Origin of the sequence: Candidatus Pelagibacter sp. Uisw_113, from assembly GCF_047717815.1 — a bacterium.
Classification (GTDB): Bacteria; Pseudomonadota; Alphaproteobacteria; order Pelagibacterales; family Pelagibacteraceae; genus Pelagibacter.
The window spans coordinates 1,238,389-1,256,822 of record NZ_CP159809.1; the positions used below are offsets into that span (position 1 = coordinate 1,238,389).

The 18,434-nt window shown below is 29.6% G+C and carries 26 protein-coding genes and 2 riboswitches; of the genes, 12 read left to right on the forward strand and 14 right to left on the reverse strand.

Going from position 1 to position 18,434, the window contains the following annotated elements; all coding sequences use genetic code 11:
* Position 1 precedes the first annotated feature (1 nt).
* The 4 genes from ccmE to hspQ form a co-directional block, all read right to left on the reverse strand.
* On the reverse strand, positions 2-421 hold the full coding sequence (gene ccmE / locus ABXT39_RS06635) for a cytochrome c maturation protein CcmE (RefSeq protein WP_415294936.1): 420 nt from the start codon (positions 419-421) through the stop codon (positions 2-4).
* 10 nt (positions 422-431) lie between these two features.
* Positions 432-659, reverse strand: a complete 228-nt coding sequence (locus tag ABXT39_RS06640; protein WP_415294937.1) for a hypothetical protein — start codon at positions 657-659, stop codon at positions 432-434.
* Positions 656-1,366 (reverse strand): heme ABC transporter permease CcmC, encoded by a 711-nt coding sequence (gene ccmC / locus ABXT39_RS06645; RefSeq protein ID WP_415294938.1) that lies wholly within the window; start codon positions 1,364-1,366, stop codon positions 656-658. The genes ABXT39_RS06640 and ccmC overlap by 4 nt, the downstream gene beginning before the upstream one ends.
* Before the next feature lie 181 nt (positions 1,367-1,547).
* Complete coding sequence (gene hspQ, locus ABXT39_RS06650) at positions 1,548-1,868, reverse strand: heat shock protein HspQ (RefSeq protein WP_006997624.1); 321 nt, start codon at positions 1,866-1,868, stop codon at positions 1,548-1,550.
* A 78-nt stretch (positions 1,869-1,946) separates the two neighbouring features.
* On the opposite strand from hspQ, the gene ABXT39_RS06655 reads away from it, so the two are divergent.
* Positions 1,947-2,498 carry a septation protein A gene (locus ABXT39_RS06655; RefSeq protein WP_415294939.1) on the forward strand — a complete coding sequence of 184 codons (552 nt, stop codon included), beginning with the start codon at positions 1,947-1,949 and terminating at the stop codon, positions 2,496-2,498.
* The gene (locus tag ABXT39_RS06660) at positions 2,491-2,835 is read left to right on the forward strand and encodes a DUF2794 domain-containing protein (RefSeq protein WP_415294940.1); all 345 of its coding nucleotides are present in this window, start codon (positions 2,491-2,493) and stop codon (positions 2,833-2,835) included. Before ABXT39_RS06655 ends, ABXT39_RS06660 begins: the two co-directional genes overlap by 8 nt.
* Before the next feature lie 6 nt (positions 2,836-2,841).
* On the opposite strand, the gene ABXT39_RS06665 is transcribed toward ABXT39_RS06660, so the two are convergent.
* Complete coding sequence (locus ABXT39_RS06665; RefSeq protein WP_415294941.1) at positions 2,842-3,603, reverse strand: Bax inhibitor-1/YccA family protein; 762 nt, start codon at positions 3,601-3,603, stop codon at positions 2,842-2,844.
* A gap of 60 nt (positions 3,604-3,663) precedes the next feature.
* Here ABXT39_RS06665 and ABXT39_RS06670 point away from each other — a divergent pair, with 60 nt between their 5' ends.
* The 7 genes from ABXT39_RS06670 to ABXT39_RS06700 are packed head-to-tail and all read left to right on the forward strand — an operon-like array spanning position 3,664 to position 9,062.
* The gene (locus ABXT39_RS06670) at positions 3,664-4,701 is read left to right on the forward strand and encodes an aldo/keto reductase (protein ID WP_415294942.1); all 1,038 of its coding nucleotides are present in this window, start codon (positions 3,664-3,666) and stop codon (positions 4,699-4,701) included.
* A 26-nt stretch (positions 4,702-4,727) separates the two neighbouring features.
* Positions 4,728-5,204 carry an invasion associated locus B family protein gene (locus ABXT39_RS06675; RefSeq protein WP_415294943.1) on the forward strand — a complete coding sequence of 159 codons (477 nt, stop codon included), beginning with the start codon at positions 4,728-4,730 and terminating at the stop codon, positions 5,202-5,204.
* Between the two features lie 4 nt (positions 5,205-5,208).
* Positions 5,209-6,396, forward strand: coding sequence for an argininosuccinate synthase (locus ABXT39_RS06680; RefSeq protein WP_415294944.1), 1,188 nt, complete (start codon positions 5,209-5,211; stop codon positions 6,394-6,396).
* 4 nt (positions 6,397-6,400) lie between these two features.
* A complete protein-coding gene (locus ABXT39_RS06685; RefSeq protein ID WP_415294945.1) occupies positions 6,401-7,018 on the forward strand; it encodes a DsbA family oxidoreductase in 618 nt (205 codons plus the stop codon).
* A 56-nt stretch (positions 7,019-7,074) separates the two neighbouring features.
* Positions 7,075-7,533, forward strand: coding sequence for a hypothetical protein (locus ABXT39_RS06690; protein ID WP_168606968.1), 459 nt, complete (start codon positions 7,075-7,077; stop codon positions 7,531-7,533).
* Complete coding sequence (locus ABXT39_RS06695; protein ID WP_415294946.1) at positions 7,533-7,913, forward strand: phosphate-starvation-inducible PsiE family protein; 381 nt, start codon at positions 7,533-7,535, stop codon at positions 7,911-7,913. Before ABXT39_RS06690 ends, ABXT39_RS06695 begins: the two co-directional genes overlap by 1 nt.
* A gap of 6 nt (positions 7,914-7,919) precedes the next feature.
* Positions 7,920-9,062, forward strand: a complete 1,143-nt coding sequence (locus tag ABXT39_RS06700) for an FAD-binding domain-containing protein (RefSeq protein WP_415294947.1) — start codon at positions 7,920-7,922, stop codon at positions 9,060-9,062.
* 85 nt (positions 9,063-9,147) lie between these two features.
* Here the strand turns inward: ABXT39_RS06700 and ABXT39_RS06705 are convergent, their stop codons facing one another.
* The 9 genes from ABXT39_RS06705 to ABXT39_RS06745 form a co-directional block, all read right to left on the reverse strand.
* Positions 9,148-9,876, reverse strand: a complete 729-nt coding sequence (locus ABXT39_RS06705) for a type 1 glutamine amidotransferase (RefSeq protein WP_415294948.1) — start codon at positions 9,874-9,876, stop codon at positions 9,148-9,150.
* Between the two features lie 42 nt (positions 9,877-9,918).
* Positions 9,919-10,527 (reverse strand): MarC family protein, encoded by a 609-nt coding sequence (locus ABXT39_RS06710; protein WP_415294949.1) that lies wholly within the window; start codon positions 10,525-10,527, stop codon positions 9,919-9,921.
* A gap of 95 nt (positions 10,528-10,622) precedes the next feature.
* The gene (locus ABXT39_RS06715; protein ID WP_415294950.1) at positions 10,623-11,177 is read right to left on the reverse strand and encodes an OsmC family protein; all 555 of its coding nucleotides are present in this window, start codon (positions 11,175-11,177) and stop codon (positions 10,623-10,625) included.
* A 4-nt stretch (positions 11,178-11,181) separates the two neighbouring features.
* Positions 11,182-11,246, reverse strand: a riboswitch (SAM riboswitch).
* Between the two features lie 3 nt (positions 11,247-11,249).
* Positions 11,250-12,311, reverse strand: a complete 1,062-nt coding sequence (locus ABXT39_RS06720; RefSeq protein ID WP_415294951.1) for a homocysteine S-methyltransferase family protein — start codon at positions 12,309-12,311, stop codon at positions 11,250-11,252.
* A gap of 75 nt (positions 12,312-12,386) precedes the next feature.
* Positions 12,387-12,451: riboswitch (SAM riboswitch) on the reverse strand.
* Positions 12,452-12,621: 170 nt separating this feature from the next.
* The gene (locus tag ABXT39_RS06725) at positions 12,622-13,035 is read right to left on the reverse strand and encodes a YqaA family protein (RefSeq protein ID WP_415294952.1); all 414 of its coding nucleotides are present in this window, start codon (positions 13,033-13,035) and stop codon (positions 12,622-12,624) included.
* On the reverse strand, positions 13,032-13,154 hold the full coding sequence (locus tag ABXT39_RS06730) for a DUF2256 domain-containing protein (RefSeq protein ID WP_415284617.1): 123 nt from the start codon (positions 13,152-13,154) through the stop codon (positions 13,032-13,034). Before ABXT39_RS06730 ends, ABXT39_RS06725 begins: the two co-directional genes overlap by 4 nt.
* 3 nt (positions 13,155-13,157) lie before the next feature.
* Positions 13,158-13,883: an LrgB family protein gene (locus ABXT39_RS06735; RefSeq protein WP_415294953.1), complete on the reverse strand. Its 726-nt coding sequence runs from the start codon at positions 13,881-13,883 to the stop codon at positions 13,158-13,160.
* Complete coding sequence (locus ABXT39_RS06740) at positions 13,867-14,247, reverse strand: CidA/LrgA family protein (protein WP_415294954.1); 381 nt, start codon at positions 14,245-14,247, stop codon at positions 13,867-13,869. The genes ABXT39_RS06735 and ABXT39_RS06740 overlap by 17 nt, the downstream gene beginning before the upstream one ends.
* 2 nt (positions 14,248-14,249) lie before the next feature.
* On the reverse strand, positions 14,250-15,740 hold the full coding sequence (locus tag ABXT39_RS06745) for a cryptochrome/photolyase family protein (RefSeq protein ID WP_415294955.1): 1,491 nt from the start codon (positions 15,738-15,740) through the stop codon (positions 14,250-14,252).
* 27 nt (positions 15,741-15,767) lie between these two features.
* Here ABXT39_RS06745 and ABXT39_RS06750 point away from each other — a divergent pair, with 27 nt between their 5' ends.
* From ABXT39_RS06750 to ABXT39_RS06760, 3 genes are all read left to right on the forward strand, one after another.
* A complete protein-coding gene (locus tag ABXT39_RS06750) occupies positions 15,768-16,478 on the forward strand; it encodes an SDR family NAD(P)-dependent oxidoreductase (protein WP_415294956.1) in 711 nt (236 codons plus the stop codon).
* A 176-nt stretch (positions 16,479-16,654) separates the two neighbouring features.
* The gene (locus tag ABXT39_RS06755) at positions 16,655-17,365 is read left to right on the forward strand and encodes an AMP-binding protein (protein ID WP_415294957.1); all 711 of its coding nucleotides are present in this window, start codon (positions 16,655-16,657) and stop codon (positions 17,363-17,365) included.
* Between the two features lie 4 nt (positions 17,366-17,369).
* Positions 17,370-18,434: a PQQ-dependent sugar dehydrogenase gene (locus ABXT39_RS06760; RefSeq protein WP_415295926.1), complete on the forward strand. Its 1,065-nt coding sequence runs from the start codon at positions 17,370-17,372 to the stop codon at positions 18,432-18,434.

Below are 18,434 nucleotides of genomic sequence, written 5' to 3' on the forward strand. Positions count from 1 at the left end.
TTTATTTATCTCCTATGGCTTCTTTAATTTCTGGTGGCATATAATTTTCATCATGTTTTGCTAAAATTTTAGTAGCTGTAAAATAATTTTTATCTTTTAAAAAACCTTCAGCAACCACTCCTTTTCCTTCAGCAAATAAATTGGGAACTGCCCCTGAATAAACAACATTAATTTCATTTTTAAAGTCAGTAATAATAAAATTAATTTCATCAGAATTTATAAAGACTGATTGTTCTTTAACCATCCCACCCACTCTTATTTTTTTTTTATTTAATTCTATTAAAGACTTTATTTCAGATGGTGACTGGAAATATACAATATTTTCTTTTAAGGATTGTAAAACTAAAAAAACTGTTAAAATTACTGAGACTAAGATTAAAGCTAAAAATGTAAATCGTAATTTAACCTTTTTACCATACATGGTTTATTAGTTAAATATTTGATGTATTAGATAATATTTCTCTATTAATATTTTGTGATCTTGCAGCTCTAGCTTTCTCAACATTTAGAGACCCAAATTTAGAAGCAAATCTTTTTTGTTCTTTTAAAAGCTGAAATTTAGTTACAAAGTACAAGGCTGTAAAACTGATCAATGTGAACGAAAAAGCTGACCATACGTAAGCTCCATATCCGTTCATTGAAATTATTTCATTTATCATAATCTATCTAATCCTTTATTTTTAACTTTTATCAGTTCGGTATTATATTTCATCAAAAAAATGAGTAATGAAAAAAGGGCAAATGCCGCAGTCATAATACCCAATGGGACTAGCATTGATGGATGAATTGCTGTGTTGGTTGATAAAATATTAATTGAAGCTGGTTGATGTAACGTATTCCACCAATCTACAGAAAATTTAATGATAGGAACATTCACCACTCCTAAAATTGCAATCAAAGAGGTAACTTTAATTACCTGTTCTTTATCATCATAAATTCTCCAAGCCAGTAAATACATTCCGTAAAATAAAGCTAAAATTAGCATAGAAGTTATTCTTGCATCCCAAGCCCACCAGGTACCCCAAGTTGGTTTTCCCCAAATTGAACCTGTAACTAATGCAATGATATTAAATATAAATCCTGAAGGTGCTAAACTTTTAGCAATTAAAGCAAAATTTTTATTTTTAAAAACAAAACTTCCAACAGACAATAAAGCTAAACTTGAAAATATTCCAAGTGATATCCATGCAGCCGGTACATGAACATACATAATTCTTACTGCATCACTTTGTTTATAATCTTCAGGTGAAAGTATAAGCGCTTCGGTTAAGCCAATTGTTAAGACAATAATAAATAAAAATAAAACGTACTTTGGCGCTTTAGAGGTTATTGCAAAAATTTTATTAGGTTCAAAATATTTAAACATTTTTAAATTATATATATTAAAAAAAGATAATTTAATTTTTATTATGGAAGATCATCCTGATCAAGAATGCAGAGGGAGTCAATAATGATAAAAACGTTATTTAACACTCCTGATCAGAACATAATTATAGATAGCAACTATATATGTCGAAGATTTGAATTAATTGTGTTTGAAAAAAGAATTAATTAGAGGGCTTAAAGTAGCTAGAGCCTCTTTTACCAGAAAAAATCTCTTCAATTAAAGGGTGTTTAATTGGATCTTCTGAATCGTCCATTAATAGGTTTTGTTCTGAAACATAGGCCTCATACGTGATTTCATCATTTTCTGCTAACAGATGATAAAAAGGCTGATCTTTTCTAGGACGAACATTCTTTGGAATAGATTGATACCATTCTTCAGAATTATTAAATTCGAAATCCACATCATAGATTACACCTCTAAACTCAAAGTGTTTATGTTTTACAATGTCACCTATTGAAAATTTTGCTTTTTGAATTGCCATTCCTTTTAATATGGGGGTTTAAAAATAAAAATCAATAAAAAATATTTATATTTTTTTTATTATGTTAATATCCGTCAAGTGAATAAATCTTTTCTTAAATTTGCCACAGACTTCGGGCCTTTAGCTATATTTTTTTATTATTATTACAATAATGACAAAAATCTAGCAGTTGCAATTCCTCCACTTATAGTTGCAACATTAATTGCACTAGTTGTTGTTTGGTTTTTTGAAAAAAAAATACCTATGATGCCTTTAATAAGTGGTGTCTTAATTACATTTTTTGGTGGTTTAACAATTTATTTTAATGATCCAGTTTTTCTTTATGTGAAACCAACAATCATTAATATTTTATTTGCTTTTGCTTTATATTTTGGAAAATATTTTACAAATGAGCCTGTTCTTAAAAAGATTATGGGTAAATCAATTGCCCTAACTGATATTGGTTGGGAGCTATTAAACAAAAGATGGATGTATTTTTTCTTTGGCCTTGCAATCCTCAATGAATGTGTATGGAGAACGCAAACAGAAGAGTTTTGGGTTAACTTTAAGGTATGGGGAATGTTACCAATAACCCTTGTCTTTACGGGGTTTCAGATATCATTGATTAATAAACACAAACTTGATGAATAAAAACTTAAAGCTAGTCGTAAATAATCCTCACAAACAAATAGAAGAAAGACAATTTTTTGAAAAAAATGAGCTTAAAATCATTTTAGATCTATATGCAAAAATGGTCTCTGAAGGGTCATGGAAAGACTATGGTCTAAATATTTCTAATAGGCAGGTTAGCTTTAGTGTTTTTAAAAATGCAGCAGAGAATGCTTTATATAAAATTTGCAAAAACTTTAAACCCAGTAATAAAAATCTAAAATATTTAATTACAGATTCTAATGGTAAAGTTTTAAAAAATTCTTTTGATCTAGAAACTTTATTTAAAAATACTAATTGGAAAAACCTTAAGAAATAATAAAGACTATCGTCTTTGTCCAAATAATCTTAATAACATTATAAATAAATTTATAAAGTCTAGGTAAAGAGTTAAAGCACCCATTACAGCTTTTTTGCCCATCAACTCACCAGTATCGCTTGATACATACATGTTTTTAATTTTTTGAGTATCATAAGCAGTAAGGCCTACAAAGATTAGAACACCTAGAATGGAGATTACAAAATCCATCATTGAAGATTTTAAGAACATGTTAACAACTGATGCAACAATAATACCAATTAAGCCCATCATTAAAAATGATCCTAATTTTGTAAGATCTCTTTTAGTTGTATAGCCATAAATACTCATTGCACCAAAAGTAATAGAAGTAATAAAGAACACTCTAGTGATACTCGCTCCAGTATAAACTAAGAATATTGAAGATAACGATAACCCCATTAAAGAAGCAAAAACCCAAAAAGTGGTTTGAGCAGCTGAAGCTGTCATTTTATTAATCCTAGCACTCATGTAAAAAACTATTCCAAGTGGAGCAAGCATTACTACCCATTTGAAACCTGAAAGAAATATTGTGTTTCCTAAACTTGTTAATGATGTAATTGATCCGTTAGCATCTGTTACTACAGATAGTTTGAAAAATATTAAAGATATAAGTCCTGTTAGTAAAATACCTGAAGCCATATAGTTGTAGACTTTTAGCATGTAGGCTCTTAAGCCCTCATCCATTACTACTGTTGATTGTTGCGCTTCTTTTACTTTGTTTAGCAAATTTTGTTTATTGAATATCATGTCTTACATATAATAGCCTTTTACTATTATTTCAAGATGTCTTAATAAGGCTTAATAATTATGAATTATAAAAAATTAGGAAATACGGATCTAAAAGTAAGCACTATTTGTCTTGGAACAATGACTTGGGGTGAACAAAATACCCAAAATGAAGGTTTTGGACAGATGGATTATGCTTTAGATCAAGGTGTAAATTTTTGGGATACTGCTGAAATTTATTCAGTACCACCAAGAGAAGAAACTTATGGTGATACAGAATTAATTATTGGTAACTGGTTTGAAAAAACAAAAAAGAGAGACCAAGTAATATTAGCTTCTAAAGTTTGTGGTCCAGCAAGAGAATATGTCAGAGGTGGTGGAAATCATTTTGGAGAAAAAAATATTACTGAGGCGCTTGAAGGTAGTTTAAAAAGATTAAAAACTGATTACATCGATTTATATCAGCTGCATTGGCCAGAAAGAAAAACTAATTTTTTTGGAAAATTAGGTTATGAACATGATGACAGTAGTGAGTGGACTAGGTTTGAGGATATTTTAGGAAATTTAAAAAAATTTATAGATCAGGGTAAAGTTAAGCATATTGGTGTATCTAATGAAACACCATGGGGATTATCTAAATATTTAGAACTTTCAAAAGAAAAAAAAAATCCAAGAATGCTTTCAGTTCAAAATCCATATAATTTACTTAATAGAACTTATGAGATTGGACTTGCAGAAATTTCTATTAGAGAACAAGCGGGATTGTTAGCTTACTCTCCTCTAGCATGCGGATATCTATCAGGAAAATATAGAAATAAACAATTACCAAGAAACTCTAGAATGGAAAGAGATGGTGACTTTTGGTCTAGATACAATAATAAAAATGCTGAAAAAGCTGTTGAAATATATTATGAAATATCAAAGAAACACGGTTTGGATTTAGCACAAATGTCTTTAAAGTTTTTAGAAATTCAGCCATTTGTAACGTCGGTTATCATTGGTGCTACTACAATGGAGCAGTTGAAAACGAATATAGAAAGTGTAAATATATATTTAAGTGAAGATGTAATTAAAGAAATAAATGATGTACAAAAAATTTTTCCTAACCCATGTCCTTAATTAAAAATTTTATAATTCTACTTTTTATGACTACCTTTGCGGGACAAATTAGTGCTGAAGTGATGAAGAAAATGGGCACACACAAGGATTGGGAAACATATGTAATGAACGATGAAAAAGGTAAAGTTTGTTTTGCACAATCCAAACCAGTTTTACAGGCTCCTAAAAATAACCCAAGAGAGGCAAGATTATTTGTTAGCTTTAGACCAGGAGAAAATATAGCTAATGAAATAAGTGTTACTGGTGGATATGAGTTTAATAACAAAAATTTGGTTAAAGTAACTTCTGGAAAAAATAAGTATGAATTTGATCTTATTCAAGATGGTTTTGCTTGGATGTCAGACAAAGATAGTAAGTTAGAAAAAAAAATGATCAAAACCATGAAAAAAGGATCTAGGATAATGGTTGCAGGTCATACTCAAAATGGATCTCGAACTATTGATCACTATTCATTGTTAGGTTTTACTAAAGCATATAATGCTTCCAAAGCAAATTGTAGCTAGATAAATGCAATCTAAAAAAAAAATTGTCCTCGCATACTCAGGTGGACTAGATACTTCTATTATTTTAAAATGGCTTCAAGAGAATTATGATGCAGAAGTTATTTGCTACACTGCTGATGTAGGTCAAGAAATTGATAGAAAAAAAATTATAAAAAATGCAAAAAGATTAGGTGTAAAAAATATTATTATTGAAAATCTAAAAGATATTTTTGTAAAAGATTATGTTTTTCCAATGCTTAGAGGGCATGCAATTTATGAGGGTGTTTATTTATTAGGTACTTCAATTGCAAGACCCCTAATTGCAAAACGACAAATTGCTGCTGCTAAAAAATTTGGAGCTTATGCCGTTTCACATGGGTCAACTGGCAAAGGAAATGATCAAGTAAGATTTGAATTAGGCTATCATTACTTTGGGCCAAAGGTAAAAATTATTGCACCATGGAGAATATGGAAATTAAACTCTAGAACAGATTTAATTAAATATGCAAAAAAAAATAATATTCCAATTCCTACGGATAAAAAAGGTGCTCCTCCTTTTTCTATTGATGATAATTTATATCATACATCAACTGAAGGTAAGGTTTTAGAAAACCCAAAAAATTCAGCTCCTGAGTTTCTTTTTCAAAGAACGGTGTCACCTGAAAAAGCACCTGACAAAGCTTCATTTGTAATTATAGGATTTAAAAATGGAGATCCAATAGCTGTTAATGGCAGAAAACTATCACCTGGAAATTTATTAGAAAAACTTAATGATGTTGCTGGTAAAAATGGAATAGGTAGAGTTGATCTGGTTGAAAACAGATTTATCGGGATCAAGTCTAGAGGTGTTTATGAAACACCTGGTGGAACACTATTAATGTCTGCTCATAGAGCGATTGAATCTGTTACTTTAGATAAAGAAACTATGCATAAAAAAGATGAGATTATGCCTAAATATGCTGAACTTATTTACAATGGTTATTGGTACTCAAAAGCAAGATTTAAACTTCAAAAAATTGTCGACCTTAAAAAGAATAAAGTAAATGGCTCTGTTAAGCTTAAATTATACAAAGGTAATATCACCATAATGTCTAGACGGACAAAAAGCAATGCTTACTCAATGAAAAAAGTTTCTTTTGAAGAAAATAAAACCTTTAATAAATCAAATGTAGAAAGATTTATTAACTTTCATAAAAAAAAGCTTCATTCATAAATTAATGAAAATAAAAGTATTTGCTGACACAATTTGTGGGTGGTGTTTTATTGGTCAAGCAAGATTAAATAATGCATTAAAAAAATTTCCTGGAACTAAGTTTGAGATAGAGCATGTCCCATTTCAATTAAATCCTGACATGCCTAAAGAAGGAATTGAAAGAAGCAAGTACTTAGAAATAAAGTTTGGTGGAAAAGAATTTGCTCAACCGATGTATGATCAAATGACAGAAGAGGCCAACAAAGAAGATCTTAATTTTAATCTAGATAAGATAAAGAAAACACCTAATACAGTATTTTCTCACCTATTAATTAAATTAGCTGAACAATCTAATGTTCACAACGAAATTAAAGAAAAAATATATCAATCATATTTTATTGAAGGTCTTGATATTGGAGATAAAGAGATCTTAATTAATATTGGAAAAGAATTTAATGTTAATGCAGATGTAATTAATAATTTTTTTAATTTAAAAAATATTGAGGAAGTTAATTCATATATTTCAGTTGCAAGAGAAAAAGAAATTAATGGAGTGCCTTTCTTTGAAATAGGAATAGATTTTATTTCAGGTGCCCAAAGCTCTGCAAATTTGGAAAGTGCAATAAAGTCCAATTTAAGCTAAAAATTAAAGGACACTTTATCCTTTGCCTTTAACGCATAAATATCTATTCTGGTCATATGGAAGCACTAAAAAATTGGATGATAGATGCAGCAAATATTTTATTTGATGACAGTAAAAACGACCTAAGATCTTTACCAAGGTCTGTGAGATTACAAATTTTATTAGTTCTAAGCTTCGTTTGGACAACTGTTTTTAGTTTATATATTTTTTCTTATACATCTTTTGCCTTTGGTTGGGCTGGTCTTTACATAGCACACGTTGGACTTATTTTTGCAGTCTACATGACATTCAAACATTTTCATAAAGCAGAGGCACAATCTGGTAGTGTTTTCAAAACCAAAAATTTTGATCCGTTTAAAATCATGGTTATTGTATTTGTAATTGTATTTATTTTTGTATTTTCTAAGGGAATAGAAATTTTAACAAGTCCCAACCCCAGCTCTTATTCAATTCCATATGATGGTCCATCAAAATCAGTGTTTGAAAAATGGCTACCATTTAGTAAAGATAAGTAATGGATAAAATAGCAAAAAATTTACAGCTAGCACTAATGTGCATTATTTTAGTAAGCACTGTTATTGCAGTTGGTATGGAAATTAATAATATGCTTCTAAATCAATCTGTAATGCTAGCAGATTTACTTTTAATGTTTCTTTATTTAGAGGTCTTAGCAATGGTTCGTGTTTTTTGGAATCAGCAATCAATCAGTATAACTTTGCCTCTTTTAATTGCCATCACGGCTCTCGCACGATTTATTATATTACAAGGAAAAGAAATGGATCCATCAGCATTAGTCTATGAAGCTATAGCTATAGTTTTAATTGCATCTGCAATAGTTATTCTTAGATTAAGACATAGTGATAAATTAGGCCTAAAAAAAAGAAAATCTAAATAATTTAAAATGATATTTGAAGCTTCAAGGGCTAAAGCCGTTGATCAATTAAATAATTTTATTGAACAAAATCTTACAGATTATTCAAAACTGAGAAATTTTGATTTCGGGCCTGATAAAAGAACAAATATTTCTTGTTTATCCCCCTATATAACTCACGGAATAATTAATGAATTAGAAGTTATTGATAAATCCCTTAAAAAGTTTTCATTTGCAAAAAATGAAAAATTTATTCAGGAAGTAATGTGGCGTGTTTATTGGAAAGGTTGGTTAGAATTAAGACCTAATGTTTGGTCAGATTACTTGAATGAACTAGGTAAAGTTAAAGATGAATTTAAAAACAATCAAAGTTATTTGGATGCAATTGAAGGAAAGACAAATGTAGATTGTTTTAATCAATGGGTAATTGAACTTAAACAAAGCAATTACCTTCATAATCATACGAGAATGTGGTTTGCAAGTATTTGGATTTTTACACTAGAATTACCTTGGCAATTGGGTGCTGAGTTTTTTATGCAACATCTTTATGATGGTGATACTGCATCAAACACCCTTGGTTGGAGATGGGTAGCTGGAGTTCAAACTCAAGGCAAGCATTACCTTGCAAGTGAATGGAATATAAATAAATTTACAAATAATAGATTTAAAGACATAAAACTTAATGAAAATACCAAGCCTATATCCAGTGATAAGATATATTCTGTTACCAATAAGAACTTTAAAAATTCTGAGATTTCCGAAGATAAAACTTTATTAATATTTGAAAATAATATGACATTTGAATTTTCTGATTTTAAAGAACATAAATTTAAGAAAATTTTGTTAGTCTCAAATGATACAAGTAGAGCCATCAAATTAAGTGAAAAGGTGTTGAAATTTAAAGCTAATCTTTTAAAGGATCAAAAAATAAGATTAGAAGAAAAATCAATTAATTGTGAAACTATTAACATTAATGATTTAAAAAATATTTCTGCAGAAGTTTATGCAATTTATCCAACTATTGGCGAAAACTTGGATTTTATTCAAAATAATCAATTAAAAAATATTAAATTTTTATATAGAAAGTTAGATCAGTTTTCTTGGCCATATTGTAATAAGGGTTTTTTTAATTTTAAAAATTATATTCCAAAAATAATAGCTGAATTTATTTAAAAGCTCATTATTCATTTAAAATGATTTAATCTTTTACTATTTTTGTAAAGATTTTTTAATAACATTTTCTAAAAGTTTTGAAATATTATTTTACTGGAATTATTGCTTTAAACTTAGAATATAAGATTTTAGAGAAGTTGTTCATTTTTTTCATATTTTCTTTTGCTGCTTGATCAAATTTATCTAGAGCACCCTCACCTAATTGATCTTCTAGAGCCTGCTTATATTCAGGAACACATCCCCATTCATTAACCGTTGTATCTTTAATTTCTATATGAAATTGAATTCCATAAGCATGGTTTTGATATTTAAAAATTTGATATTTGGTAATTGGAGATGAGGCTAGAACCGTTATATCTTTATTGTTATCGAGCCCATCAACTTCATAAGAATGCCATTGCAAACTTTTTATTTTTTCAGGAAAAGAAGAGAATAAAATATCATTATTTTTTTCTTTAGAAAAATTAATATCCATTATTCCTATTTCTGCAAGTTTAGATTTTATAACCTTACCACCTACAGCTTCACCTAGTAATTGACAACCTAGACAAAAACCTAAATATGGTTTTTTAAGGTCTACAACAAATTCTTTAATTTTTTTTTTTTCATCAACTAACCAAGGGTGTTCACTTTCCATGTAGGTATCCATTGGACCACCCATACAAAACATTCCATCAAACTTTGTCAGATCATTTGGTATTTTTTCACCTTCGTCTAATTCTATGGTAGTCAAATTAACATTATCAGCCAACATTAAATCCTTAATAAAACCAGGGTCTTCAATCTTAATGTGCTGTAAGACAATTATATTCATTACAATTTTATAGTATTTTAAAATACCCTCAAGGACAATATTTTAAGCTAAAAAAATTTTTATTCCGTCTAAAATATATTGAACACTTAACCCAACTAAAATAATTGCTATTACTCTTGAAATTACACTAATAACTTTTTTGTTTATTATTTGAGAAAATTTTGAAGCAGTAAAAAAAAATATAAAAGTTAAAATTAAAACTGAAGCTAAAGCAATCATTCCAACAGATTGGTTTGTAAAATTACTTCCCATATCTGAAACTGATACAATAACCGATGTAATTGCGGCTGGTCCTGCTATAATGGGTGTTGCTAAAGGAAATACACTTACATTTTCAGAGTTAAAATCAATGTCATCTTCTTTTCTTTGCTGTCTTTTATCAAACAACATTTCCATAGAAATTATTAATAAAATGATACCTCCACCAATCGTAAACGCTGGAAAAGATATATTTAAATAACTTAATAAAGTGCTTCCAAGCAATGCAAAGAATAGCAATATGATTGATGCAATTATTGTGGCACTTAATGCAGTTTTAACTCTTTGTTGGCTGCTCATGTTTTGAGTTACTGCTAAGAATAACGGTGTGTTTCCTAGTGGATCAATAACAATAAAATATAAGAAGAAAGTTTGAATAAATATTTCAAGCATCTGCTTGTGTAACATAGTTACCTAAACTTAGTAAGTGTAGGTAATTAAATATTTATACTTAAGCCCTATTTTTCATAGGGCCTAAATTATATTAATTAAGCAACACTTGCTCTTTGTTCTGTTTGCTCTTTATTAACAAAAGTGCTCGAAGTAACCTTTTGAAATAATTTAATAGGAACTCCTTTTGATAAAATATCTAATACTGGACAATGTGTATTTGCCGTATCAATCAATTTATCTATTTCAGCTTTTGATGATGATGATTTGATATCAACAGTACCAGAAATAGATTGAAAACCAGGTCTAGTGTTTTTATTTAAAGCTAGAAAACCCTGAAGATCTAGTTCACCTTTTAAATTAACACTAATACTCTCAATATTAATACCCGCTGCTGTAGCAAAAGCTTTATATGTTATTTCCTGACACGTTGCTAAAGCTGCCAATATCAACTCTACTGGACTGGGTCCCTCGTCCTTTCCACCAAAACTTTTGGGTTCATCAACAATTAATTTATGCTCTCTAAGAGTTACTACAGATTGAAGCCCTTCCTTAAGTATTGAGTTGCTTTCATATTGGACCACAGCATTTTTTGGGTTAGCTGTAAAATCCTTCTGTAGATTACTTATTGTTTCTTTTAGATTATTGCTCATTTTTTATCTCCTGTTTTAGTGCTTCGACATATGTCAGGCGCACAATTTAGTTAAATGCCCTTCTTAATTTGTTTACGCTTTATCTCCGTATTCAGTCATATGTTTTGGAATTCTTTTATTTTTTCCATACATAAAATGATTTTCCATGTTCTCTCGGTATTTACTTGCTGGAACAGTTAAACCAATCGACTCAGCAACTTCTCTAATCAACATTGGGTTTGCTCCACAACATACTCCTAAATAATTAATGCCTAAGGCATAAGCGTCTTTTGAAAATTTACCTATTTCATATCTATTACAAAAATGTGGGTCCAATGCTGTTGGAAACGTTCTTCCATGTGGCGACGGACACTGACAATTGCTTCTATCTGGCAGATTAAAAAATGTTGGAAAGTCTTCACTAGTTCTGTAAGGTATTGGTAAAGCTCCAACATGACATTTAACTGCTTCTCTAATTTCTTTTAAAAAAGGAAACATTGTAGCTGGTCCTCTAAAACAATTTAAACCCACAACATCAGCTCCAAGTTGCTCTAACTTTTTACACGTATCAACAACAGATTTTCCATCTCTCATTTTATTTTCACCCATTGGAGATATTGTTAATACAGTTGGTAAACCTGTTTTTTTCATAACCTCTAAAGCTTTAAAAGCTTCTTCAGCATAATAAAAAGTTTCACCAATTAACATATCAGCCCCTTCTTCAACAGCCCAACCAACCATTTCAGCAAACATTCCTTCAACTACTTTTTGAGATTCTTTATCATTATGTTTCCAAATATTTGAGTTTGAGATATTGCCTGCCATCAAATTTGGTTTAGATCCTTTAGGTGTGTCTAGTGCTACTTTTTTTGCAATTTTTAATGCTGAGCGGTTTAGAGGTTCGAGAAGTTCTTCTTTGCCAATAACACGCATTTTTTCACGATGCCCATTGTATGTAAAAGCTTCAACTACATCAGATCCTGCATGCTGAAACTCTCTATGTAAATTTTCTAACACCTCAGGATGATCTAGGGATACCAGTGGAACAAACTCTCCAGATGACATATATCCACGTCTTTCTATCTCAAATAAAAAACCTTCTGCACATATAACAGGTCCTTTATCTAATCTTTCTTTTAATCTATTTGTGCTCATTTCTTTTCTCCAGCAATTTGGAGAAAAGAAACTGAAAAACGTTAAACAAGAGGGTTGTAAATTTAGGCAATCCCTTTTCTCCTTTTTAGTGCTTAAGCAAATGCAGGGTGCACAAAATGGTTCAACTACCCGGCTTGATTTTATAAAAGATAAAAAAAAACCACCTATCTAAAGCAGTGGTTAAAACGTCGCTTTAGCAGGATTTATAACGCGCTCTGCAAGTAAACTTAACTCAGCGCAATTAGATTTATACAAGAACTAGAAAAAAACACAATATCAAAAATTTATACAAATTTTTTTGATATGTTTCCTAAATAAAATAATAAATTAGGAAGTACCTACTAACTTTACCAATCGATACTAAAATTAAGAATTCTAAAAATTTAACCCTAAATAATCCTGCAGCTAATGTTAATGGATCTCCAATAATAGGCACCCAGGCAAATAATAACGACCATTTACCAAATTTATCAAACCATTTTGAAGAGCTTTCAATTTGTCCTCCTTTAAAGGGAAACCATTTTTTTGTTATAAGATTTCTTGAATAGAACCCTAAAGCCCAATTAAAAACTGAACCTAATACATTTCCAAAACTAGCAACTATCAACAATAATAAACTATCATAATTAGATGTTGCTATTAAACCTGCCAACATAAGCTCAGATGATAGGGGTAAAATGGTTGCAGCTAAAAAGGATATAGCAAATAAAGATAAGTAAATCACTTCGAGCACTTCTTAGAACAGTACTTAACTTTGTCCCAATTTAACTTCCATTTCTTGCGCCAAACAAAAGGTCTTTTACAAGTAATACAAATCTTTGAGGGTAGATTTTCTTTTTTCACAAATTAAATAAGAAGCTTAATTATAATTAAAACAAAAAGTGAAGTTGCAATGCCACTTAGGCCCATCGCTAGAGCAGCAAATACACCCGCTGTTTTATTTTTACTCATTGCTCTTGCTGTTCCAATACCATGGCTTGCCAAACCAAACGCAAAACCTCTAGCACTCATCTCTTTTATTTTGAAAACATTTAATAAAAAAGTTCCCAACGAAGCACCAATTATACCAGTAATTATTGTAATTATTGCGGTTAAAGACGGTATTCCTCCAATAAGCTCTGAGATACCCATTGCAATAGGAGCTGTCACATTTCTAGGTATCATTGTTAAAATCATCTCATTACTTAATCCAAAAAATTTTCCCAAATAAAAAGTAATTAAAATTGCAAAAGGTATTCCAAGACAAATTGAAAAAATAATTGGTTTAACTTCTTTTGTAATCAAATTTCTTTTTTCATAAATTGGTATAGCCAAAGCAACTGTTGCTGGACCCAACATGAAGTGGATAAATTTTGCACCCTCAAAATATCTATCATAGGAAACATCTAAGAATAATAAAACTGAGGAAACAATTAAGATGCTTATTGCAACAGGGTTTACCAATGGATTTAACTTAGATTTTTTATATAAATAATCACCTACTAAATATGCTCCTAGTGTTAGGGTGATCCAGAAAAGAGGTTCTGCCTGCAAATAGACCCAAATTTTATACAATTTATCTTCTCTTGCCATTTTTCTTTTCAAAGTTAATTGTTTTTTCCATAACAATTGCTGTAAAAACCAAGGTAGCAAGTGTTCCAATAATTATTATACTAAAAATTGTAAATAAATTATCACCAAGGTAATTAATATGCATTACAACCCCAACACCTATTGGGACAAATAGTAATGATAAATAATTTATAATCTGATGACTGATTGTGGAAATTTCTTTAATTATTTTCTTAGATTGGGTAAATTTTTTAGAAAAAAATATAAAAGTTAATAGCAATAAGATCAGGCCAATTACAGGACCTGGGATATTTATCTCAAAAAATTTCTGAATAGCTTCACCTAAAAGTTGATAAAAAAAAATTATAAATAAACTTCTTAACATTTTTAATTTGTATTTAATTTTATAAACTTATCAGCTTCAGATAAAATCATTTTCTTTCTTTCATCTTTCATTTTATCAAAAACATAAACCATCATGGATAATCTAGGGTTCTTTAAAAAAAATTTTCTATTTTTATCTATAAATCTCCAGTACAGGCCATCCATCGTATTACACCATTCCCCTTTTTTAAAATCCATCATCTTCATAAAATAACTTGATCCACAGATGTATGGTTTCGTTGCAAAAATACCTCCATCACTAAATAAGCCCATTCCATAAACATTAGGAACCATCACCCAGTCAGATGAATCGACAAACATCTCCATAAACCATTTGTAGACAATTGTTGGTTTCACCTCACAAAGGTTCATTATATTTGATAAAATCATCAATCTTTCAATATGATGAGACCACCCATGATTAACCGCGTTTTTAATTGCATGATCCAATGGGGGTAAACCCGTTGTGCCCTCATACCAAGAATTTTTCATTTTTCTTTCATGTTTGAAAAAATTTTTAGTTTCCATTTCATCAGAGTAACCTTGATAAATTCCACGCATAAATTCTCTCCAGCCTATTATCTGACGAATATAACCTTCAAGCGAGTTCATTCTAATTTTGTGTTTTTTATGAAATTCTAAAATTTTTTGAATAATAATTTCAGGAGTTATCAATCCTAAATTAATGTACGGACTTAATGCACTGTGAAATAAAATATTATCTTTTTGATTAACAGCATCTTCATAGTCACCAAATAAATTAGATTTTTCTTTAATAAAAAAATCTAACAGTTTAACCACATCATTGTATTCTGTTGCTAACCAAAAATCATTTGTACTACCAGGGTGATCTTTAAATAATTTTTCAATAATCGGTTTTAATTTTTTAGTATGACTGGTTTCGTTAATTTTTGGAAATTTTGGTATTAATATATCTTTCGGTAGCTTATTTCTATTATCTTCATCAAAACTCCATTTGCCTCCAATAGGATTTCCATCTGCCCCCATTAATATTCCAGATTTTTTACGAACATCTTTATAAAATGTTGCCATAAAAGGTTTTTTTGATTTTGCTAAATAATTTTTAAACTCGTCTCTTGAGTTTAAAAACATTGGAGTTTGAACAATATTCCAGTTAATTTTTTCTTTTTTTAAAAATTGTGAAATTTTCTTTTCAAAAAATTTATCCTCAACCTCAAAGCTTGAAATTTCAGTAATTTTTTTTTTATCAATGATAATTTTTAATTTTTCAAAATAAGTGTCTTTAAAATCTTTGTTCTCAATTTTAGAATATTCAACTTTATATTTATTCACCTTAAGCATATCCGCATATGACCTCATAGAAGATAGAAATAGCAGTATCTTTTGCTTATGGTGCTTTTCATAAGTACATAGTTCATGGTCTTCTGCCATATAAAAAGAGTGGTCCTTTTTGAAGCGGTCTACGTATTTTAATGGAAATAATTGATTGCCAAGTATAAAAAACAATTTCATAGTTAAATATAACTAAATAAAAATTATATGTCAGAAAAATATCTTATTTTTGGTGCGACAGGTTCTGTAGGCTCTAGCTTAGCTGAACAATTAAAAAATTCAGGCAATGATATTCATCTTGTAGCAAGAAATGAAATTGAAGTTAAAGCAATCGCAGAAAAATTGGGTTGCTCTTATACGGTTGCTGATGTTTTAGAGGATGGGTTTATAGAAAAAGTAAAATCAGATGTTAATGAAATTAAGGGTATTGCTTACTGTGTAGGATCTATTGATTTAAAACCATTAAGAATGGTTACAGAGGCTGACATGAATAAATGTATGAAACTAAACCTTTATTCAGCTATTGAAGCTATAAAAGGATTTCAGGAAAGTTTAAAAAAGAATAAAGGTTCAGTTGTTTTATTTTCAACTGTTGCTGCTCAAAGAGGTTTTACTAATCACACAATTATTGCTTCTGCTAAAGCTGCTGTTGAAGGATTAACTGTTACACTGGCTGCTGAGTTTGCTCCACATATTAGGGTAAATTGTATTGCACCAAGTTTATCAAAATCTAAAATCGCAGAACCAATGTTAAAAAATCCTGCAATTGCAGAAGGTATTGCTAAAGCTCATCCTCTTAAAAGATTGGGTGAAGGAAAAGATTCCGCAGCGCTTGCTAAATTTTTAATTACTGAAGAGAGTTCTTGGATTACTGGGCAAATAATTGCTGTTGATGGTGGAAGATCTAAGCTATCTTAAAATGGATTTTGATTTAAATCATTTAAAAAAAATTAAAGCAAGTTGGATTAAACATTTTTTATATGCAAATTATTTTAATTTTCTTGCATTACTTATTTTTTTTACAGGTTTTATTCATAGTATTTTTTCATGGGTCTTTGCGTTTACGCCCTATAAACTTGCCAAAAGAATTGTAAATGAAACAGAGAAACAGTTTAGCACTGATATTAAAAAATGGGATTGAACTAAGCACTAGCGGAACTACTGGCTTACCAAAAAGAATATATCAAACTCCTAAAAAATTAAAAAATGCAAATGAAGTGTCTCGAGAATGCCAACAAATATCATCCAAAAGTAAAATTTACACTGTTTGTAAAATGGAGCATGCAGGGGGTCTTTTAGCTCAAACTCTACCTGCATTTGAAGTTGGTGCTGAGGTAGATATAGAAAAATTTAATGCATATAAATTCTGCAAAAAAATAACGAATTATACTCACAGTCACCTAACCCCTGATCATGCCAAAGCAGTCAGGCTAACAAAGTCATTCAAAGATATAAACTTGAAAGGTGTTTGGATTACATGTGGTAGTGAGCCAGTGGAATGGGATTTAATTATAGATTTTGTAAAAAAAGGTTGTAATTTTATGGTCAATTGGGGAATGACTGAAATAGGTCCATGCGCGATCAATACTGTTTTTAAAAATATTGAGACAGTAATTGAATACAAAAAAAGATCACTTAAAGGAACTTTGATTGGAGATAGAATTTATTGTGATACAAAAATTCAGAATAATACATTACATGTTAAAGGTAAGATTAGTGTTTATAATAATAGTTGGTTTAACACAAAAGACATTGTGAAATTTAATGAAAAAAAAGAAATTTATATTCAAGGAAGATCTTTATAAATTAATGAAAATTATTTTTATATCTTTATTCTTACTATTTATTAATACATCACTATCCTTTTCAAATAATTATATATTTACTAAAATAATAGAGTTAGATGAACCTTGGGGATCATCATTTATTAATAATGATGAAATAATTATTACTGAAAGAAGTGGAAAAATTAAAGTTGTTAATATTGTTTCAAAAGAAGTTACAGAGATTAAACATAATCTTAATTTTTTAGAAGTCGGTCAAGGTGGATTATTAGATATTATTTACCAAGATAATAATCTATGGATTTCTTATTCAGAAGATAGAGGGGATTCAAAAACAAGTACGTCAATTGCTAAAGCACAATTAAACAAACAAGAATTAAATTTTAAAAATATTTTTCAAGCAAACCCTCCTATAGATTCTGGTTATCATTTTGGTTCAAGATTAGCGATTAAGGATGATTATATTTATGCGTCAGTTGGTGAAAGAGGCCAAGGTATGATTGCTCAAGATCCCACAAGACATCCTGGTAGTATTATTAGAATTCATACTGACGGTAGTATTCCAAAAGATAATCCAAAATTTGAAGGGAAGAAAAACTGGTTACCCGAAATTTATCAAATAGGTGTTCGTAATCCACAAGGTTTAACACTCTCCGATTATGATGGAAAAATATATTTAAGTAATCATGGAGCAAGAGGTGGCGATTGGTTTGGAGAGGCTAAAAAAGGAGAAAATTATGGATGGAAAATTTTAGGTTGGGGTGGAAAAAATTACTCAGGAACAAAGATAGGTCCTAAATGGAAGCCAGGTTTTACTGAAGCAATTCAATATTGGGTGCCTTCTATAGCTACTAGTGCTATTACAATTTACAAAGGAGATGAGTTTAAAGAATGGAATGGGCATGCGCTAGTTACTTCTTTAAAAGACAAATCTTTAAGAAAATTAATATTTAATGATCTAACTAATGTTAAAGAAGATCTTATATTTAAAAATAATGTTGGAAGAATAAGAGATATTCAAGTTCATCCATCTAATGGTAAAATATTTTTCTTAAGTGAAAATAGTTTATGGTTAATGGAAAAGAATTAA

Coding starts and splice junctions, on each gene's coding strand:
- ccmE (WP_415294936.1), bottom strand. CDS start 421: ATGTATGGTAAAAAGGTTAAATTACGATTTACATTTTTAGCTTTAATC.
- ABXT39_RS06640 (WP_415294937.1), bottom strand. CDS start 659: ATGATAAATGAAATAATTTCAATGAACGGATATGGAGCTTACGTATGG.
- ccmC (WP_415294938.1), bottom strand. CDS start 1,366: ATGTTTAAATATTTTGAACCTAATAAAATTTTTGCAATAACCTCTAAA.
- hspQ (WP_006997624.1), bottom strand. CDS start 1,868: ATGGCAATTCAAAAAGCAAAATTTTCAATAGGTGACATTGTAAAACAT.
- ABXT39_RS06660 (WP_415294940.1), top strand. CDS start 2,491: ATGAATAAAAACTTAAAGCTAGTCGTAAATAATCCTCACAAACAAATA.
- ABXT39_RS06665 (WP_415294941.1), bottom strand. CDS start 3,603: ATGATATTCAATAAACAAAATTTGCTAAACAAAGTAAAAGAAGCGCAA.
- ABXT39_RS06670 (WP_415294942.1), top strand. CDS start 3,664: ATGAATTATAAAAAATTAGGAAATACGGATCTAAAAGTAAGCACTATT.
- ABXT39_RS06675 (WP_415294943.1), top strand. CDS start 4,728: ATGACTACCTTTGCGGGACAAATTAGTGCTGAAGTGATGAAGAAAATG.
- ABXT39_RS06680 (WP_415294944.1), top strand. CDS start 5,209: ATGCAATCTAAAAAAAAAATTGTCCTCGCATACTCAGGTGGACTAGAT.
- ABXT39_RS06685 (WP_415294945.1), top strand. CDS start 6,401: ATGAAAATAAAAGTATTTGCTGACACAATTTGTGGGTGGTGTTTTATT.
- ABXT39_RS06690 (WP_168606968.1), top strand. CDS start 7,075: ATGGAAGCACTAAAAAATTGGATGATAGATGCAGCAAATATTTTATTT.
- ABXT39_RS06695 (WP_415294946.1), top strand. CDS start 7,533: ATGGATAAAATAGCAAAAAATTTACAGCTAGCACTAATGTGCATTATT.
- ABXT39_RS06700 (WP_415294947.1), top strand. CDS start 7,920: ATGATATTTGAAGCTTCAAGGGCTAAAGCCGTTGATCAATTAAATAAT.
- ABXT39_RS06705 (WP_415294948.1), bottom strand. CDS start 9,876: ATGAATATAATTGTCTTACAGCACATTAAGATTGAAGACCCTGGTTTT.
- ABXT39_RS06710 (WP_415294949.1), bottom strand. CDS start 10,527: ATGCTTGAAATATTTATTCAAACTTTCTTCTTATATTTTATTGTTATT.
- ABXT39_RS06715 (WP_415294950.1), bottom strand. CDS start 11,177: ATGAGCAATAATCTAAAAGAAACAATAAGTAATCTACAGAAGGATTTT.
- ABXT39_RS06720 (WP_415294951.1), bottom strand. CDS start 12,311: ATGAGCACAAATAGATTAAAAGAAAGATTAGATAAAGGACCTGTTATA.
- ABXT39_RS06735 (WP_415294953.1), bottom strand. CDS start 13,883: ATGGCAAGAGAAGATAAATTGTATAAAATTTGGGTCTATTTGCAGGCA.
- ABXT39_RS06740 (WP_415294954.1), bottom strand. CDS start 14,247: ATGTTAAGAAGTTTATTTATAATTTTTTTTTATCAACTTTTAGGTGAA.
- ABXT39_RS06745 (WP_415294955.1), bottom strand. CDS start 15,740: ATGAAATTGTTTTTTATACTTGGCAATCAATTATTTCCATTAAAATAC.
- ABXT39_RS06750 (WP_415294956.1), top strand. CDS start 15,768: ATGTCAGAAAAATATCTTATTTTTGGTGCGACAGGTTCTGTAGGCTCT.
- ABXT39_RS06755 (WP_415294957.1), top strand. CDS start 16,655: ATGAAACAGAGAAACAGTTTAGCACTGATATTAAAAAATGGGATTGAA.
- ABXT39_RS06760 (WP_415295926.1), top strand. CDS start 17,370: ATGAAAATTATTTTTATATCTTTATTCTTACTATTTATTAATACATCA.